General features: G+C 70.8%; 16 protein-coding genes and 1 pseudogene. 10 read left to right on the top strand and 7 right to left on the bottom strand.

Annotated features, from left to right (window positions below):
• Window positions 1-337: 337 nt before the first annotated feature.
• Window positions 338-877, bottom strand: a complete 540-nt coding sequence (locus ACZ5WK_RS10945; RefSeq protein WP_465547018.1) for a YrhB domain-containing protein — start codon at window positions 875-877, stop codon at window positions 338-340.
• A 184-nt stretch (window positions 878-1,061) separates the two neighbouring features.
• Complete coding sequence (locus tag ACZ5WK_RS10950; protein WP_465547246.1) at window positions 1,062-1,358, bottom strand: hypothetical protein; 297 nt, start codon at window positions 1,356-1,358, stop codon at window positions 1,062-1,064.
• Between the two features lie 292 nt (window positions 1,359-1,650).
• Between ACZ5WK_RS10950 and ACZ5WK_RS10955 the strand changes: the two genes are divergently transcribed.
• The gene (locus ACZ5WK_RS10955; RefSeq protein WP_465547019.1) at window positions 1,651-2,205 is read left to right on the top strand and encodes a hypothetical protein; all 555 of its coding nucleotides are present in this window, start codon (window positions 1,651-1,653) and stop codon (window positions 2,203-2,205) included.
• A gap of 127 nt (window positions 2,206-2,332) precedes the next feature.
• Here ACZ5WK_RS10955 and ACZ5WK_RS10960 read toward each other — a convergent pair whose 3' ends face one another.
• On the bottom strand, window positions 2,333-2,755 hold the full coding sequence (locus ACZ5WK_RS10960; RefSeq protein ID WP_465547021.1) for an ATP-binding protein: 423 nt from the start codon (window positions 2,753-2,755) through the stop codon (window positions 2,333-2,335).
• On the opposite strand from ACZ5WK_RS10960, the gene ACZ5WK_RS10965 reads away from it, so the two are divergent.
• Together ACZ5WK_RS10965 and ACZ5WK_RS10970 are read left to right on the top strand one after the other, a co-directional pair.
• Window positions 2,723-4,105, top strand: a complete 1,383-nt coding sequence (locus tag ACZ5WK_RS10965) for a radical SAM protein (RefSeq protein ID WP_465547023.1) — start codon at window positions 2,723-2,725, stop codon at window positions 4,103-4,105. The two genes, ACZ5WK_RS10960 and ACZ5WK_RS10965, sit on opposite strands and share 33 nt — an antisense overlap.
• Entirely contained in the window at window positions 4,102-5,130 is a 1,029-nt protein-coding gene (locus ACZ5WK_RS10970) for an aminotransferase class I/II-fold pyridoxal phosphate-dependent enzyme (protein ID WP_465547025.1), read from the top strand. The genes ACZ5WK_RS10965 and ACZ5WK_RS10970 overlap by 4 nt, the downstream gene beginning before the upstream one ends.
• A gap of 180 nt (window positions 5,131-5,310) precedes the next feature.
• On the opposite strand, the gene ACZ5WK_RS10975 is transcribed toward ACZ5WK_RS10970, so the two are convergent.
• Window positions 5,311-5,562, bottom strand: a complete 252-nt coding sequence (locus ACZ5WK_RS10975; protein WP_465547026.1) for a hypothetical protein — start codon at window positions 5,560-5,562, stop codon at window positions 5,311-5,313.
• 21 nt (window positions 5,563-5,583) lie between these two features.
• Between ACZ5WK_RS10975 and ACZ5WK_RS10980 the strand changes: the two genes are divergently transcribed.
• Window positions 5,584-6,342: a hypothetical protein gene (locus ACZ5WK_RS10980; protein WP_465547028.1), complete on the top strand. Its 759-nt coding sequence runs from the start codon at window positions 5,584-5,586 to the stop codon at window positions 6,340-6,342.
• Between the two features lie 474 nt (window positions 6,343-6,816).
• On the opposite strand, the gene ACZ5WK_RS10985 is transcribed toward ACZ5WK_RS10980, so the two are convergent.
• Window positions 6,817-7,509 carry a DUF4232 domain-containing protein gene (locus ACZ5WK_RS10985; protein ID WP_465547238.1) on the bottom strand — a complete coding sequence of 231 codons (693 nt, stop codon included), beginning with the start codon at window positions 7,507-7,509 and terminating at the stop codon, window positions 6,817-6,819.
• A gap of 758 nt (window positions 7,510-8,267) precedes the next feature.
• Between ACZ5WK_RS10985 and ACZ5WK_RS10990 the strand changes: the two are divergent.
• The 3 genes and pseudogenes from ACZ5WK_RS10990 to ACZ5WK_RS11000 all read left to right on the top strand — a co-directional run.
• A pseudogene (locus ACZ5WK_RS10990) lies at window positions 8,268-8,423 on the top strand (IS5/IS1182 family transposase); the annotation flags it as partial.
• Between the two features lie 207 nt (window positions 8,424-8,630).
• Complete coding sequence (locus ACZ5WK_RS10995; RefSeq protein WP_465547030.1) at window positions 8,631-9,269, top strand: ATP-dependent Clp protease proteolytic subunit; 639 nt, start codon at window positions 8,631-8,633, stop codon at window positions 9,267-9,269.
• 1 nt (window position 9,270) lies between these two features.
• Window positions 9,271-9,873: a ClpP family protease gene (locus ACZ5WK_RS11000; RefSeq protein ID WP_465547032.1), complete on the top strand. Its 603-nt coding sequence runs from the start codon at window positions 9,271-9,273 to the stop codon at window positions 9,871-9,873.
• Window positions 9,874-9,975: 102 nt separating this feature from the next.
• Here the strand turns inward: ACZ5WK_RS11000 and ACZ5WK_RS11005 are convergent, their stop codons facing one another.
• Window positions 9,976-10,398: a helix-turn-helix domain-containing protein gene (locus tag ACZ5WK_RS11005; RefSeq protein ID WP_465547033.1), complete on the bottom strand. Its 423-nt coding sequence runs from the start codon at window positions 10,396-10,398 to the stop codon at window positions 9,976-9,978.
• Window positions 10,399-10,593: 195 nt separating this feature from the next.
• Between ACZ5WK_RS11005 and ACZ5WK_RS11010 the strand changes: the two genes are divergently transcribed.
• A complete protein-coding gene (locus tag ACZ5WK_RS11010) occupies window positions 10,594-11,010 on the top strand; it encodes a phage tail protein (protein ID WP_465547035.1) in 417 nt (138 codons plus the stop codon).
• A gap of 126 nt (window positions 11,011-11,136) precedes the next feature.
• Here ACZ5WK_RS11010 and ACZ5WK_RS11015 read toward each other — a convergent pair whose 3' ends face one another.
• The gene (locus tag ACZ5WK_RS11015; RefSeq protein ID WP_465547037.1) at window positions 11,137-11,670 is read right to left on the bottom strand and encodes a hypothetical protein; all 534 of its coding nucleotides are present in this window, start codon (window positions 11,668-11,670) and stop codon (window positions 11,137-11,139) included.
• 242 nt (window positions 11,671-11,912) lie between these two features.
• On the opposite strand from ACZ5WK_RS11015, the gene ACZ5WK_RS11020 reads away from it, so the two are divergent.
• Window positions 11,913-12,365: a nuclear transport factor 2 family protein gene (locus ACZ5WK_RS11020; protein ID WP_465547038.1), complete on the top strand. Its 453-nt coding sequence runs from the start codon at window positions 11,913-11,915 to the stop codon at window positions 12,363-12,365.
• Between the two features lie 247 nt (window positions 12,366-12,612).
• Window positions 12,613-14,130: an MFS transporter gene (locus tag ACZ5WK_RS11025; protein WP_465547040.1), complete on the top strand. Its 1,518-nt coding sequence runs from the start codon at window positions 12,613-12,615 to the stop codon at window positions 14,128-14,130.
• Window positions 14,131-14,208 lie beyond the last annotated feature (78 nt).

Raw genomic sequence — 14,208 nt, forward strand, 5'->3', positions numbered from 1 at the left:
TCGACGGCGGACCCGCCGGTCAGCGACCCGGCACCGGTCCCCGACCGCGGGACCGCAACGACGCCCCCCAGACGGAACGTCAGCCGGGGCGGCACTCATCTCGGCCGAGGTGGCAGCGGGGCACCGTCAGCTTGTCCTGTTGTCCTGGCCGGTCCATGGGATCGGGCCGAACCAGGTGCACTCTCGCCCGTGATCGGAGCTCCCGACGGCAGCAGCCGGTCCCCTCCTGTGACCGGGACCGATACCTGGCACCGGCAGTGCCAGTCGGCCACAGGCGGAGCCCCAATCAAGGCTGCCTTGACCGACGGGATCCCGGCCGGGCAGGGCAGCCGGACTGCTACCGGACCGGACCGGCCAGCGTCTCGACCGGGCCCAGGTCGGGATTGGGCTTGCGGGTGATGCCCGCCAGCTCCTCGGGCGGTTCACTCCCGTCGCTGACGATCGTCACATACGCCTTCGCCTCCTGCAGGCTCATCCGAGGGGCCTGCTTGCGAAGGTGCTGCATGGCGGCGGCGGTCCCGACCGAGTCCGCGAGGCGGCGGACGTCCGCGGCGAGGGGGTCGGGCACCCTGATGCCCTTGACCTGCCAGAGGTAGTCCTCCTCCCAGTCATCGGTCAAGCGGCTGCCGGGAACGAAGTGGATGCTCCCGTCCTCCCGATCGACCAGTAAAGGGCCGCCGAGCAGGTTCCCGCGCAGAGCAGGGTTACGAGCGCCCTCCGCCGAGGTCCAGTAAGCGAGCCACCCGACCGACCGCTCCTCGACCGCGTAGACCGCCAGCTCCGGGATCAGCCTCGCCCATGCCCAGGCCGGCCGCTCCCGCGCCAGCAAGGACTCGACCAGCTCGACCGCTCGTTCCTTGGAAATCACGCTCCCCATCCTTCACTGGCGGGTCAACCGGATTTCGGCGTACCCCGTCGTCGATCCCGCGCCGTCCGGCACGAGCCCGGCGACCCGGTCATCACCGCTGGGAGCAGACACACCCCGGACAGCAGGCCAGGCCCAGCAGCCCGGACAACGGGGCGCAGCAGGCCGCAGCACCGCCTCGAACCCCAGCGGGGCGTCAGCACCGCCCCGCGCCCGCCCAGCTGTACTGGCCGGTGCGCGGCGCGCGGGGGAAGGTGGCGCCCGGCGGCCCGGTGTAGGCGGTGAGGACCCATCCGTCCGGGATGGCAGCGCCAGCGCAGGACCACTGGCCGACGCCGGTGACGCCGGCCGGCTGGGCGGCCGCGTTCGACGTACCGGTGGCGGTGCCCGCGAGGACGAAGGCGGCGATGAGCGCGAGCGCGCCCATGGTGGCGCCGATGCCGCGGCGGACGACCGCGCCGGTGAGGCGCTTCCACAGGTGACGAGGATGCATGGTCGGTTCACTCCAGTCCTGGCGGCGGGCATGCTCGATGCCCGCTGCTCGGCGACGACGGGGTTGGGGAAGAGCGGATACCAGTCGCTCGGTGCCCGGTTGCTGGTGGTGACCAGGGACCGGTGTGCGCCGAATGGCAGGGAGGGCATCACCAGCAGGTGGACCGTCAGATGGCCGGTCGGCCAGATGAGACGTTCTGCCTCAGCCTTGGCCTGGTCCAGCTGGGCCATCCGGCGACCCCGGCTCGGGGCGTAAGCTCTCGGTTCGATCAAGGCAACCAGGAGAGGAACCCATGGGCCAGAAAGTCATCCGCTTCTCGGACCTGACCGGCAAGCACGTCGAAGACGATGCCCAGCTGGTCCGCATAGTCGTTCGGGAGCACCCCGACCTCGAAGACGGCCCGGTCGAGATCGAGGCCCTCGCCGAGGAGCTGTCCACGGTGGAGGAGCTGGCACTCGACCTGGTGACGTTCGAACTGCACTACCCGGACTCAGGCGAGCCGCAGAGCGTCGTCATGGAGGCAGAGACGTTCAACCGGCTGGCGTCAGCCGGTCCCATGGCCGGGGTGCTGCGCGGAGCCAAGCGCGTGACACGCACCTTCCCCAGCCAGGTCCCGCCGGCACCCGCCAAGGACCGCATCAACTATGCCAGCCTGGAGCACGCCGGCAAGCCCCACAAGGGCCGCACCACTGACGCCGAAAAGCAGCTCGTCCAGCAGCACCTGGACCAGATCAACCAGCGGCTGGCCGCTCAGAGCATCCGGACCATCGACCTCGGCAACCCGGACCACGTGGCGCGGTACGGCCTCGAAGCTCTGTCCGAGGAGCGCGGCGCCACGCTGGGATAGGCGCCTACAGTTGGCGCAGGCCCACCAGTGCCCGGCCAATCAGCACCGGGTCGGTGATGAGCCCCCGGTCGACTGCGTCGCCGCGGCCGGGTCGTCCCTGGGCGCCGGCTGGAGCGGCCGGCCCCGGCTACACGTTGCCGGGGCCGCACTCGGCCCGGACCACCTTGCCGCCGGTCGGCGGGTGGTAGTGGCCCCAGCGGTTGCTCATCGCCTCGACCAGGAACACCCCGCGCCCGCTCTCGGCGTCAAGGCCCGCGACCTTGCGCACCGGCGGACGGGAGTTGTGGTCGGCCACCTGGACGACGACCTGTGGGCCGACAAGCTGCAGCCCGAGCGTAAACGTCCGGACACTTGCCGGCTCGGCCGAGGTCAAGGTCTCCGGCTGGGCCGCGCCCGGGTGCCGGATGGCGTTGGTGGCCGGCTTCGACACCACGAGCCGGACCGTCTGAATGAGGTCGGGTGACACCTGCCACCGGCTCAGCGGGTCGACCGCGTGCCGCCGGAGCATAGATCCCGGGTGGCAACGATCAGTGCGAGCCCGTTCGTGCATGATGACGGGATGAACCGTAGTGCCCAGCGCTTCCACGTCATCGTGCTGTCGAACTTCGCGAAGGGCTTCGACAAGTACGCGTTCACTTACGGTAAAAAGGGGATTCCGGAGAGTACCCATCCCGACCGGTTCCACCTGCTGACCCGTTCGGAGTTGGGTATCGGCATCGGCAAGGCGCGACGCTTGCTGGACCGTCTGGCCGTTCCGGGCGACCGGCTGCTGGTGCTGGAAACCACGGTGGACCCCGACAAGTTGATGCCCAACGTGTCGACCGGCCTCGGCATGGAACTGCACGAGGCTCGCATCCGGTTGTCGGCCGTCCACGAGCTCGACCACGTAGGCGACGAGTTCACTCTGCGCCCGACGACCGTCGAGGATGCGATGGCGGATTCCCTGCACCTGCACGGATCGGCACTGCGCCGCTACGCCGACGTGCGACCGCGCTCGGTTTCGCTTCTGCCGGTGGCCTCCGCCTGCCAAGCCCGGTGTTCGTTCTGCTTCTCCTCGGCTTCGATCTCCAGCGACCAAGCGCCGGCACGGGTCCCGTGGGACGCGGTCGCCCACTGGCTGGAGCGCGCCCGTGCGGCGGGTGCCGAGCGTGCAGTGATCACCGGCGGCGGGGAACCCACGCTCATACCGTTCGAACAGCAGCTGCGGCTGGTGTCCGCCTGCTCGGCGGCCTTCCCGAAGGTCGTCCTGATCACCAACGCGCACACCCTGGCGAAGGGCCAGCACGCTGACAGGGCCGGCCGGCTGGCAGCCCTGAGCGCCGCAGGCCTGAGCGTGCTGGCGGTCTCCCGGCACCATCAGGACGACGCCGTCAGCGAGCGGCTGATGATGCTGCGCACGCCGGTGAGTTCCGTGGTCGACACCTGGCGCGTGGAACGTGACCGTTGGCCGGGCCTGCGGATGAGGCTGATCTGCGTGCTCCAGCGCGGCGGCGTGGCCGATGCGGCCGGCGTCGCCGACTACCTTTCGTGGGCCGCGGATCTCGGCGTCGAGGAAGTCTGCTTCAAAGAGCTGTACGTCTCCACCAGCACCGAGTCACTCTACTTCGACCGCGCCGCCAACGTCTGGAGCCGAGAGCACCAGGTTTCGCTGTCCGTCGTCACCCGGTTCGCCGAGCAGCACGGCTTCGAACGGGCGAGCCGCCTGCCCTGGGGCGCGCCGGTCTACCACGGCCGCTGGGACGGCCGGCCGATGCGGATCGCCGCTTACACCGAGCCCAGCCTGCTCTGGGAACGCACCAGCGGGATCGCGCGCAGCTGGAACGTCCTGGCCGACGGACGCTGCTACGCCTCCCTGGAGGACCGGGCCAGCGAGATCGTGGCGGAAGGTGCAGCGGCATGAGGTTCGACGAGTTCCAGGAATTCCGGCAGCGGCAACTCAGTGCTTCCTCGTCGCTTCTGGACGCCGCCGAGACCAACGTGTACCGGGCGCTTGCTCCGCTGCGACCGGAACCGCCGGCCGACACGAGTACGGTGCACCGGTGCGATCTCGCCCGTGCCTGGCTGCGGCGGTTCGAGCTGCCGGAAGAGTGGTCCGGCCGCGCCATGGTCTGTCGAGGGGTCCGGCACGGGCTCGGTGTGGTGTTCCAGTGGCTGCGCGCCGTGCAAGCGCGGTTGTGGTTGCCCAGCGACGTGTACCCGGTGTACTTCGAGCTGGCCCGCGCGGCGGGCCTGGCACCCGCGTCCTACCCGACGCTGCCGGCGCCGGCCCTGCCGGGGTCGCCGGCGGACGACCGGCCCGAGTACCTGCTGCTCGCCAACCCCAGCAAGCCGCTCGGCCGGTACCTGTCCGATGCCGAGTGCGCCGCGGTGATCTCGTGGCTGCAGGAATCACCACGCCGCCGCCTGCTGATCGACAGCGTCTACGACCTGGGAGCCCCGTTCGCCGTCGGAACACGGCGATTGCTGGACACCGGTCGTACAGTGCTGCTGCATTCGGTCACCAAGGGGTGGCTGTGGCCACGCACGTTCGGCGTGGTCCTGCTGGGTCCGGAACAAGCCGAACTGGCCGAAGCGTTCCGGGCGGATCCGCCGACGCCGGCACAGTTGAGGCTCGCCGACTGTCTGCTGACCGAGCACAGTGACGTGCCCCGGCAGGTCGTCGACGAACTGGCCGCACGGGCTGAGCGGTTGTTCGAACGGTTGCCGGACGAGGTGCTCGGGGCGATTCCCACGGCGAGCCGGACTTGTCCCGGCAACTACTTCTTCCCGGTTGACATCCCGGCGGAGACGCTCCAGCGCGAGTACGGCGTGCTCGCCATGCCGGTCAGCGTGTTCGGGGAGAGCAGTTGGTCCGGCTCCATCCTCACCAGCCTTGCCGAGGCTTCCGGCCCGAAGTCGGCGGTGGCGGTGGCGGTGGCGCGATGAAACCAGTGGAAGGCCTGGCCGTGTCCGACGATGCGGACTTCCACGACCAGGAGTTCGCCGCGCGCACCCACGACATTCCGTTCCCGGGCGAAGCGGTCCGGGCGGGCTGACCGGTCCTGACGGTGGCCTGCGAAACCGGGCGTATCACCCTGCCGATGGCGTGGGCGGGTTCGCGGTGTCTCATGAGACACCGCGAAGTCTGGAGAAGGACGGGGTGCGGGCCGCGATGGCCATGACGACGTCGAACGAGGCCTGCATGAGGCTGGTCGACGGCATGCCCATCGACGCCTCCGCGGCCCTCAGGGCGTCGTCGTCGATCCACCAGACCGACAGGGTGCCGCTCTGGTCAACGTTCAGCCAGGCGCCGATGTGGCCCTCGGTCCCGGAGGCCCAGCAGACCCGGCCGCCGCCACCGTAGACGCTACGGATCATGGAGACTGGGTGGCACCGGCCATGACACGCAGTGGGACAACAGGAAACACGAGGGAACAACTCATCGCACACCACCACATACGCCGGGCGTCCCTGGCCGCGCTGCTGGGCACGGCCGTCCTCGCCGGCTCCGGCTGCTCGATCACTACCGGCGCTCCCGACGGATCCGGCCCGTCCGCCACGGCCACCGCGGCCACCGCCACCAAACGCCCGCTGCCGGCCGATGCCATCGTCCCGGCGGCCGGGGCCGACCTCTGCACGCTCCTGGGGCCCGACTTCCTCACCCGGTACGCGCCCGGCTACACGCTGGACTACTTGCCGTCGAACCCGTTCACCCGTCCCGAGTACCGGCTCCTGAGCGCCGAACAGGGCGGCACCGGACCGGAACTGACCGCCGGTGGATGCCAGGTCAGCACACCTGGCGGCCTGGGGGGCATCGGAGTCTCCCTCACCCGCGAGCTGCCGGGGCCGAACACCGCCAGGTCACCGGAGGACCGCTGCGCCCTCGTCGCCAAGGCCCGGCACGACCGGGACTCCGAACAGAACCCGTCCTTGGGCCCCGCCTTCACCTTCGAGGACATGCCGGCCCTCGGCCCCGGCGGCTTCCGCGAACTCGAGATCAGGGACGGGAAGGTCCTGATGGCCAGGACCCAGGGCTGCCACGGCGCCGACTGGGTCCAGCTCTCGGTCGTCCCCAGCCCGCACAGCGACGCCGGCAAGGCCGTGAACGATGCCGTGGAGGCCCTGCAGGACATCTACCGTCGCTTGGGCGACGCCTGAGACCCGCAGCACGAGGCCCCGCCGCTGCCTGAGGCCACCGACTGGGTGACCTGCGTACGCTACACGGGGGAGCGTGAGGGCGGACGCGCGGCTCTCGACGTCGACCCGTCGGGCCTTCTGGCCTGGGGCGTCACACCGGGTCCTGACATTCTGTGCTGGCTGACTTCGGTGACCGCGAGCGCGTGCGGCAGGGCCATTGCGGCAGGATAGGTAACCAGCAGGGCTCCCCGGCAGAAGAGTTGAGACGTCAGATACCTCACTCAACTGTTTGGGAGCCCTGTCCGTTCTTCCTCGGTCCGCGACCGCCCGGCCGTCACCCGATCGGTGGCTGCTCTGAAAGGCTCACTCGTTCGTCTTGCCCGGCCCCGCCAGGCCGCGCCCTGTGTGGTCGCCGTCCGGCGGCACATGGGCATGCCGGCCCGGAGGCCGACGACAGGGACTTCCGTCCCTGAACATCCGGCCCGCTCCAGCGGTTCAGGAAGGTTGGGTGGAGGTGAGCGGGGTGACGGTGACCTTGTTGTCGCATTCGGCGATCTGGCCGTTGTCCAGGCCGATTTGGTGCTTTCCGGCCTGGGGCACGCCGATCACCAGCGTCGGGTAGACCACGGGGTCGGTGCCGGAGGTGCAAGAACCATCGCCTTCGCCCTGGACCTGGACGAAGGTGAGCTTCGTCCAGGCCTTCCCGCCCGGTGCGAGCCGGACCGGAGCGGCGGTGCCGGTCTGGCTGGCGGTCAGCGGCACGTTCTTGTCCGGCGAGCCGTTACCTGCACCGGCCACGGTCGGAAAGCCCTCCAAAGTGCAGGCGCTCCCGGAGGTGTTGGTGATGCCGATGACCACCGCGCCGGTACCTGTGCCGCTGGGACGGATCTTGGCCTGCTGGGCCGAGGAGACCGTCACGTCCGCAGCGGCACAATGCGCGGCCGCGCCACCGGAGGGAGCGCTACCCGGCGACGCCGGTGGGGCGGTCGAGGCGGGAGCGGAGACCGTAGGTGTGGAGGTTGCCGAGGGGACCGCGGTGACTGGGGCCGCGGTGGTGGAGGCTGGCGGGGCAGCAGCGTCGCTGGAGCCCGGTCTGTCGTTCTCCGGCCCGCATCCGGAGAGCAGTAGGGTGCCGGCCGAGGCCAGTGCCACGGCGATGGTGATTCCACGGACGGTCCTGCGCTTCATGATGTCCTCCAGAGGTGTGACCAGGTGTTTCACCGGTATTCACCCGTGTCACATCCATCTGCCCGACGGCGGTTTCCTCGTAGAGCAACTCGTTACACACGGATGACGAGATCGAGCCCGTGTGGTGATCAACTGTATGCAGAGTCATGCGGTGGTCCTGAACCGGCTCAAGGGACAGGGGCCTGACGCTGGAGGTGTACTCAAAAGCCGAGTCCGGGCGATGGTTGCCCGATCGACCTCGCTACCCGGACCCAACCGCGCACTTCGTGCGGTGGGGTAGATGTACGGGCTTCCACCTCGGTCCTGGCCAGCGGAAACGCGAACGACTCGCCAGCTACGCGCTCGTCGCATGAGCCCGGAAGCCCCGCTCCGTCGGTCTTCCGAGCGGTCCCGCGGGGCGGGGGCTCAGCCCGTCACTGACGGAGGTCTGGGGGTCCGGGAGCGGCGGGGTCTCGTCACCATCAATACCGGCATTCTCGGCGTCGCCGCTCGACGCGGATTCGATCCAGAGCCGTACATCCGCAGCGGGCCCGGCTCACCGACGGCCACGAAACCGGCGGCCTCTTCGGCTTCCGGTTCAAGACCGCCACCAAACCGTAGGAGTGCCCCACCCGAGACACCAGCCGCCACCTGGTCTACTCGCTCAACCCGACCGGCCTGACCGGCGCCGAGGCCCCCTACGTCCTCCGCATCGCGGCAGCAGCCTTCAGCTCGGGCAAGTCCGCCTGACCGCAGGGACGCCGACACCCCAACCAAGGATGAACAACTTCGGCAAGCTTCGCCGCTGCACCGAGCGACGAAGAGCCCCTGTCGAGTTCTTCATCGCCTTGGCCAGCACTGTCATCACCGTCCGCTGCCTGATCCGACGCGCCTGGACTCTCTACCGCCGGGACAGCCGCCCCCGCAGCCGATGACCTACTGGCGGACGCCCTAAGGGCTCAGCGCTCAGGTAGTCGAGGCCGCAGGTGCAGTTCGACGGGCCGCCGTCCGGCAGCAGGCAGGACGGGCTGAGTCGTCGGCTCTGCCCGTGGCGAATCTGCGGTGGGCAGAGAAACGGCATCCAGGGGTCTCCCGGGGTCAAGAGTGGAGTCGACGGCATCCCGCCCCGGCAAGGAGACCAGATGACTTCACTCACCACGCTCGCACCCCGCGCGGAGGAGGGCGACACGCCGCCCAGCCGCTTCGACGACCACCTCGCGGCGCAGTTGCTCGCCCAGCGGATCGTCCTCCTCGGCACGCAGGTCGACGACGTGTCGGCCAACCGGGTGTGCGCGCAGCTGCTCCTGCTGTCGGCGGAGGACCCGCGCACCGATATCAGCCTGTACATCAACAGCCCCGGCGGGTCGGTCACCGCGGGCCTCGCCATCTACGACACCATGCGGCTCATCCCGAACGACGTCTCGACGCTGGCCATGGGGTTCGCCGCCAGCATGGGCCAGTTCCTGCTCACCGTGGGCGCGCCCGGCAAGCGGTTCGCGCTGCCGAACGCGCGGATCATGATGCACCAGCCCTCGGCGGGCATCGGCGGCACCGCCGCGGACATCGAGATCCAGGCGGAGAACCTCCAGTTCACCAAGAGGGCCATCGAGCGGATCACCGCCGAGCACACCGGGCAGAGTGAGCAGACGATCGCCCGGGACGGCGACCGGGACCGCTGGTTCACGGCCGAGCAGGCCAGGGAGTACGGGATCGTGGACCGGGTGGTGGAGTCGCTCGCCGACATCCGCCCGGCCTCGTCGCGCCGACGGATGGGGCTGTGACATGGGGTCGTACACGGTTCCCTACGTCATCGAGCGGACCGCGCAGGGCGAACGGTCCTACGACGTCTTCAGCCGGCTGCTGAACGAGCGGATCATCTTCCTCGGCACCGAGATCGACGACGGGGTCGCCAACGTGGTCATCGCGCAACTCCTGCACCTGGAGTCGGAGAACCCGGAGCGCGAGATCTCGATCTACCTCAACTCGCCCGGTGGATCGTTCACTTCGCTGATGGCCATCTACGACACGATGACGTTCGTGCAGGCGCCGATCTCCACGTTCTGCGTCGGTCAGGCGGCGTCGACGGCCGCGGTGCTGCTGGCCGGCGGCGATCCCGGGCGACGCTTCGTGCTCCGGCACGCGCGGGTGCTGCTCGGCCAGCCGGCCAGCGGCGGGCGGCAGGGGACGGTCTCCGACCTCAGCCTCGCGGCCAAGGAGATGGTCCGGATCCGCTCGGAGGTGGAGGAGATCCTGTCCCGGCACACGCACCAAGAGGTGGCGACGCTGCGCGCGGACATGGACCGGGACAAGGTGCTCACCGCCGAGGACGCGGTCGCCTACGGGATCGCCGACGAGGTGCTGAGCCGACGGCTCGCGTTCGTCTGACCCCGCTGACCCCGCGCGGACGTGACCGGTACGGCGGCGGTGAGCCCCGCCGTACCGGCCGTCGGTCCGATCCGGTTGCCGGTCAGGTCAGGTCAGGTCCGATCAGGCGGCGAGGCAGAGGCCGTTGTACTGCGCCGTGGGCGAGGTGCGGCCCCGGCCTGCCCGGCTCGGGGCCAGCCCGTCCTGGGCGAGCGAGAGCAGGTCCGCGAGGCCGAGCCCGAGGGCCCGGGCGGCGGCCGCGAGCACCTCGGAGGAGGCCTCCTTGCGCCCGCGCTCCAGCTCCGACAGGTACGGCACCGAGATCCGGGCCGCCTCCGCGACGTCCTTCAGCGTCCGCTCCTGGGCGAGCCGCTCGCGCCGCAGCACATCGCCGACGAGGTCGCGCCACAGGGGTTCCCTCGGCGCAGGCGTCCGTGGGGCCCCCGCCGGCCGCAGCGGGGCGCGGTTCGCCCCACCGGAACCGGGCGACGAGGTCTGCGGGCGCAGGGGGATGACGCGGGCTTCGTTCGGCGCATGAGTACTCACCCCTCCAGCCTAAGGATCCGGGGCCCCGGGGGAAGGGAGCGGCGTTCTGCCCTGGGAGAAGCCGCGGGCCGGCTTCAGTCGTCGCGCCCGGCACCGCGACCCGGAGACACTCATGGTTGACGGCCAGTAACATAGCGTCGCCAGATACGAGCACAGACCGCACCCACCGCGGTGCGGCCGGCCCCGGGAGCCCCCATGTCCACGCCCGCCTACCGTTACAAGCTCACCGTCGAGGGACAGGACTACCTGTTCTGCGACATCTCCGGGCTGGAGGTGGCCTACGAGGTCATCGAGTACAAGGACGGCACAGGGACCTCGTACCAGATGCCCGGTCAGAGGCATCTGGTCGAGGTCTCCCTGCGACACGGCTCGCCCGAGGGCTACAAGGCCCTCTGTGACTGGATCGGCACCATCAACCTCAACGCGGTCGAGAAGAAGGACGTGACGGTCGCACTGCTGGACGAGTCCCTCACCCCGTCGGTGACCTGGGCCGTCATCGACGCCTTCCCGGGCAAGCTCACCTCCCTTGTTCATGTCGATGGCGTCGACCAGCCCGTCATCGGAGAACTCGTCCTGCGCTCGCTCCGCGTCGTCCCGCAGTTCCAGGCCTGACGTCCGGCTGGTGGCCCGCACCCCGCGGACGGGTGCGGGCCACTTGGTCAGGCACGATGACGGACATTCTCTTCGGCTGAGCCACGTGGTCCACGGGCGCCCGGGACGGTCCGCCGACGACGATGGTCACGCCTGCCAGTGCGGTTTGCCGCTGACCATCCGGCAGTAGATCACCCGGCCGCCGGCCTCATGGGTGCTCTTGCCGAGGTCGGCGTTACGGCAGAACTGCCCGGCCTGGTAGCAGTTGCCGGCGTTGGAGCGGATCTCGCAGTCGCCGGCGGCGGCCTTGGTCTGGACTGCCTCGGGCTCGGGGTCGGCCGGGGGCTTGACGGTGGTCGCCTTCGGCTCCGGCGCGGCTTTGGTGACGGGCGCCTGCGGCTTGGCCGCGGTCGGCGCGGGCGGCTGTGACGCGGGCGCGGTGGCCGCCGGGGGCGGCGTCGGGACGGCCGGGGCCGGCGCGGGCGGGGTCGGGACGGCCGGTACGGGGGTGGTCGGCACGGGGGCCGTGGTGCTGGGCGTGACCTGCGCCGTCACGGCGGGCGCCGAGGCGGCCGCGGGCGCCGCGGCGCCACCGGTCTCCGGGTCGCAACCGGTCAGGGCCAGGCCGATGGTGAGGACGAGTCCGGCGACGGAGGCCAGTCCGCGACGGCCGCCGCGCATCCGTGAATCCATGAGGGAGAACACTCCGTTCCACTTGAAAGAGGATCGTGATTCCATCAGATCGGCGACACAGTGCCCACACGGTTCGCACACTTGTTGGCAGATCGAGACCTCCCGACTACGGAGCGTCGGCAATCGCCCCGGCAGTGATCACCGGCGCCGTGATTCCGCCCCCGGACGCCGGGCGCCTCTGGCAGGATCGGCCCGCCGACCACAGCAGCCGACCGGAAGGAGTCCGCGCCATGCCGGACAGCACCTCTGCCCGCAGCGTCCTGGCCCGCTATCGCCAGGCCATCCTCGACAAGTCCGCCGACGACCTCGCCGGCCTCTACGCGGAGGACGGCGTCCACGAACTCCCCTTCCTCTTCCCGGGGATGCCCGCCGCCTACCACGGCCGCGAGGAGGTGCGCGCCGCCTACCGGGCGGCCTGGAACGCCAGCCCCGCGAAGCCGCTGGAGATCCGCGAGGTCGCCACGCACGAGGGCGCCGACCCCGAGGTGATCGTCGCCGAGCAGCTCGTCCGCGGCGAACTCACCACCACGGGCCAACCGTTCAGCTTCCCCGGCCTGCTGGTGCTGCGGGTCCGGGACGGCCTGATCGTCCACGCCCGCGACTACATGGACGGCCTGACCGTCGCCCACACCATGGGCCGCCTCCCGGCCGTGGCCGCCGCCCTCGGCGCCGCCGGGAGCTGACCACGGGGTTGCGCGGCCGGGGTCGGCAGACGGGGGCGCGGGAGCGGGCCCCGCGCGGTGACGGAGCAGGGCCGGAACGATCCCTGAGCCGGGCCGCCCGCCGCCGGGCAGCCGTCTCCCCCCTCCGCCGGACAGGGCCTAAAAACCCCCGATCGGCCGCGTTTGCCCGGGTTTACGCCACCCCGTTGCATACGGTCGGTGCCGTCCCGACCGAACCCCGGTCGGCAGGCCAAGGAGACCGGCTGCCGTGCAACGCAAGTGGTGGACCCTCATCGCCGTCTCGGTCGCGACGTTCATGCTGCTGCTCGACATCACGGTGGTCAACGTCGCCCTACCGTCGATCCGCAAGGACCTCGGCGCCAGCTTCACCGACCTCCAGTGGGTGTTCGACGCCTACGCGCTCTCCCTGGCCGCGCTGGTGCTGACGGCCGGTTCGCTCGCCGACAGGCTCGGCCGCCGCCGGGCGTTCGCCGTCGGCCTGGTGATCTTCTCCGGCGCCTCGCTGCTCTGCGCCCTGGCGCCGAACCCGACCTTCCTCAACGTGTCCCGGGCCGTCCAGGGCGTCGGCGGCGCCGTGATGTTCGCGGTCTCGCTCGCGCTCGTGGCCCAGGAGTTCCCGCCCGGCCGCGAGCGCGGCACCGCGATGGGCGCGTACGGGGCGACCATCGGTGTTGCGGTCGCGGTCGGCCCGCTGGTCGGCGGGGCGCTCACCGACGCGCTCGGCTGGGAGTGGATCTTCTACCTCAACGTGCCGATCGGGGCGGCCGCCCTGGTGGTCACCTACCTCAAGCTGGCCGAGAGCCGCGACCCGAACGCCACCCGGGTCGACTGGGCCGGAGTGGTGACGTTCAGCACCGGGCTGTTCCTGCTCGTCCTGGCGCTGGTACGCGGCAATGCCGAGGGCTGGGGCAGCACGCTGATCGTGTCGCTGTTCATCGGCTCGGCCGTGGTGCTCGCCGCCTTCGTGGTGATCGAACTCCGCGTCCCCGAGCCGATGCTGCCGCTGGGGCTGTTCCGCCGCCACGCGTTCACCGGCGTACAGCTGGCCGCGTTCGCGGTGTCCAGCTCGCTCTTCGCCCTGTTCCTCTACCTGACGCTCTACCTGCAGAACTACCTCGGGCTCTCCCCGTTCGCGGCGGGCGTGCGCTACCTGCCGATCACGGCGCTCAGCTTCCTCGTCGCCCCCGTGGCCGGCGTGATGCTCTCCCGGGTGCCGGCCCGGCTGATGCTCTGCGTCGGCCTCGTCGCGATCGGCGCGGGCATGCTGCTGATGGGCGACGTCCAGCCCGACGACGACTGGACGGGCCTGCTGGCCGGCTTCCTCGTCGCCGGCGCGGGCGTCGGCCTGATCAACCCGGTGATCGCGGACGTGGCGGTGAGCGTGGTGCCGAAGGAGAAGAGCGGCATGGCGGCCGGCATCAACGACACCTTCCGGCAGGTCGGCATCGCGGTCGGCATCGCCGTCTGGGGGGCGATCTTCGTCGGCCGGGGCGCCGACAAGGTCCGCGAACTCACCGCGGGCACACCGACCGCGGAGGGTGCCCACCCGCGCGAACTGATCGAGGCCTCCTCCTCCGGCAGCCTGCAGCAGGCCCTGGCCGCCGTCCCCGAGCCCGCCCGGCAGGCCGTCCAGGACGCCGCCCGCGCGGGCTTCCTCGACGGCCTCAACACGGTGCTGCTGCTCGGCGGCCTGGTCAGCCTGACCGGCGCGGCGCTCGCGCTCTGGCTGGTCCGGGAGAACGAGATCGACCGCACCGAAGCCTAGGCACCGGAGCCGGTGCGGGCCCGGACACCTCGTCTCCGGGCCCGCACCATGCCGGCGCCGGTGCCCCCGGCGCCCGGC

Source organism: Kitasatospora sp. NPDC032757 (genome assembly GCF_055579305.1).

Coding starts and splice junctions, on each gene's coding strand:
- ACZ5WK_RS10955 (WP_465547019.1), top strand. CDS start 1,651: ATGGGCCAGAAAGTCATCCGCTTCTCGGACCTGACCGGCAAGCACGTC.
- ACZ5WK_RS10975 (WP_465547026.1), bottom strand. CDS start 5,562: ATGATCCGTAGCGTCTACGGTGGCGGCGGCCGGGTCTGCTGGGCCTCC.
- ACZ5WK_RS11015 (WP_465547037.1), bottom strand. CDS start 11,670: ATGCGCGGCGGCCGTCGCGGACTGGCCTCCGTCGCCGGACTCGTCCTC.
- ACZ5WK_RS11000 (WP_465547032.1), top strand. CDS start 9,271: ATGGGGTCGTACACGGTTCCCTACGTCATCGAGCGGACCGCGCAGGGC.
- ACZ5WK_RS10945 (WP_465547018.1), bottom strand. CDS start 877: ATGGGGAGCGTGATTTCCAAGGAACGAGCGGTCGAGCTGGTCGAGTCC.
- ACZ5WK_RS10960 (WP_465547021.1), bottom strand. CDS start 2,755: ATGCACGAACGGGCTCGCACTGATCGTTGCCACCCGGGATCTATGCTC.
- ACZ5WK_RS11020 (WP_465547038.1), top strand. CDS start 11,913: ATGCCGGACAGCACCTCTGCCCGCAGCGTCCTGGCCCGCTATCGCCAG.
- ACZ5WK_RS10950 (WP_465547246.1), bottom strand. CDS start 1,358: ATGCATCCTCGTCACCTGTGGAAGCGCCTCACCGGCGCGGTCGTCCGC.
- ACZ5WK_RS10985 (WP_465547238.1), bottom strand. CDS start 7,509: ATGAAGCGCAGGACCGTCCGTGGAATCACCATCGCCGTGGCACTGGCC.
- ACZ5WK_RS10995 (WP_465547030.1), top strand. CDS start 8,631: ATGACTTCACTCACCACGCTCGCACCCCGCGCGGAGGAGGGCGACACG.
- ACZ5WK_RS10970 (WP_465547025.1), top strand. CDS start 4,102: ATGAGGTTCGACGAGTTCCAGGAATTCCGGCAGCGGCAACTCAGTGCT.
- ACZ5WK_RS10980 (WP_465547028.1), top strand. CDS start 5,584: ATGACACGCAGTGGGACAACAGGAAACACGAGGGAACAACTCATCGCA.
- ACZ5WK_RS11010 (WP_465547035.1), top strand. CDS start 10,594: ATGTCCACGCCCGCCTACCGTTACAAGCTCACCGTCGAGGGACAGGAC.